This is a genomic window from Micromonospora sp. NPDC005324, from assembly GCF_040607155.1.
GTDB classification, from domain to species: Bacteria; Actinomycetota; Actinomycetes; order Mycobacteriales; family Micromonosporaceae; genus Micromonospora; species Micromonospora trifolii.
Map to the genome: position 1 here is coordinate 1 of NZ_JBEXGE010000114.1, position 1,984 is coordinate 1,984.

Below are 1,984 nucleotides of genomic sequence, written 5' to 3' on the forward strand. Positions count from 1 at the left end.
GTCGACTGCTGTCTTACCGGGAGCCTCGTCCTATGTCGACTCCAGCTTCCCTCCGCGCCCACCGTGACCAGGCACATCACGATGAAAAGGGCTCACTGGTTAACCGGGCCAAGGGCGGCTGATTGTTGTACGCGGTGTGGGGGCGATGCTGGTTGTAGTGGTGCAGCCATGTATCTGTCAACAAGGCCGGCTCAACCGTGGCTCTGGTGCACATTTCGTGAGTCTTGCTGGCCGGCAGTTCGGACTGGGTGCCGGCGTAGAGATCATCTTGGCTTTGCTTCCGTATCTGCTTGGTCTGCGGTTGGAAGCTGTGGTGGTTCCCGGTGTCGGGATGAGGATCGACGCGGCGACGAGGACGGTGCGTGCCACGTGCGGTGCCTGCGGTAGATGGTCGACCACCCCCACGGAATCTATGTGCGCCGGTTGGCCGACGTCAGATCAGGTGGTCACGAAGTGCTGGTCGCCTTGACCGTTCGCCGGCTCACCTGCGCCAACGTCGGGTGCCGGCGGCGGACTTTCGTCGAGCAGAATAGCGGGTCTGACTCGCCGGTGCGCCCGTCATACGGTCCCGGCGGCGGGTGACCTGGAAGCGGTCGCGGTGGCGTTGGGTCGACCGGGCAGCCGATTGGCGCATCGGTTGGCGGTGGCGGATGAGGTTGATCCGGATGATCCGGCGGATGCCCGACCGACCGCCGGTGACGCCGATAATTCTGGGCGTGGTGACCTTTCGCCGGGCGTCCCGGATGAACTGTGGGTGAGGGGTGCCCCGATCGGGCGGGCAGGATCTGTCTTGCCTGTTCAGGGAGGTTCTCACTCATCACAGTTATGGATGCTTCTCAGGAATCGATGGACGTTGTTGAGTCGTCTGCGCCGCCGGCGGTGATCGTGGATGGCGATGCCGCGGCGAAGGCTGCGGGGCTGCTCGCGCCGGAGGCGATCGACGCGTTGTTGGCCGATGCCGACCGGCGAGGGCTGGCGGTGGACGGGCCGGGTGGTCCGATTCAGCAGGTGATCGGCGCGGTGTTGGAACGCGTGTTGGAGACCGAGATGGCCGAGCACCTTGGCTACGAACGCGGACAGGCTCCCGAAGGCGCTTCGGCCGGTAACCACCGCAACGGTCACACCCCGAAGACGGTGATCACCACGGCGGGACCGGTGCGGATCCAGGTGCCTCGCGACCGGGGCGCCTCGTTCGAGCCGAAGATCGTTCCGAAGCGCCGCCGCCGGTTGGGGCAGCCGGACGAGGCGGTCCTGAGCTTGTATGCCCGGGGGATGTCCACCCGCGACATCCGCGACCACCTCGCCGAGATCTACGGCGCGGACGTCAGCCACGAGACGGTCTCGAACATCACCGATGTCGTGGCCGACGAGGTCCGCACCTGGCAGAACCGGCCCCTCGATGAGGTCTCTGCCCGACCTTCTATGTCGGCGCGATCCGGATCAAGGTCTGCGACGCCGGCACCGTGGTCAACAAGTCCGCCCACCTGGTCGTCGGCGTCGACGTCGACGGGTTCAAACACGTCCTCGGCGTGTGGATTCAGGAGACCGAGGGTGCCAAGTTTTGGCTCCGCGTGCTGACCGACCTGCGCCAACGCGGCCTACGCGACGCGCTGATCGTGTGCTGCGACGGGCTGACCGGCCTGCCCGACGCGATCGCCGCGACCTGGCCCGACGCGGTCGTGCAAACCTGCGTGGTCCACCTACTGCGCAACAGCATGCGATACGTGTCCTACACCGACCGGAAACTGATCGCCAAAGCACTACGACCGATCTACACCGCCGTGAACGCCGACGCCGCCGAAGCCGCTCTGGCCGAGTTCACCCGCGTCCACGGCCGGCAATACCCCGGCATCGTCGCCACCTGGCAACGCGCCTGGAACGAGTTCGTACCGTTCCTGGCCTTTCGGAGCCTGTCGCAGAATGACGTGTCCCTGCGGGGTCGTCAGCGGCGGTTCTGAGAGAATCGGGTATGGCCCGCGATTAT

The 1,984-nt window shown here is 65.9% G+C and carries 1 protein-coding gene and 1 pseudogene; one reads left to right on the plus strand and one right to left on the minus strand.

The window, feature by feature from the left end:
• Nucleotides 1-76: 76 nt before the first annotated feature.
• Nucleotides 77-214 carry an integrase core domain-containing protein gene (locus tag ABZS40_RS36600; RefSeq protein ID WP_354949311.1) on the minus strand — a complete coding sequence of 46 codons (138 nt, stop codon included), beginning with the start codon at nucleotides 212-214 and terminating at the stop codon, nucleotides 77-79.
• A gap of 671 nt (nucleotides 215-885) precedes the next feature.
• Between ABZS40_RS36600 and ABZS40_RS36605 the strand changes: the two are divergent.
• Nucleotides 886-1,904: pseudogene (locus tag ABZS40_RS36605) on the plus strand (IS256 family transposase); the annotation flags it as partial.
• Nucleotides 1,905-1,984: the final 80 nt, after the last annotated feature.

Excerpts from the sequence above, each read along its gene's own strand:
- ABZS40_RS36600 (WP_354949311.1), bottom strand. The coding sequence starts at position 214 with ATGTGCACCAGAGCCACGGTTGAGCCGGCCTTGTTGACAGATACATGG.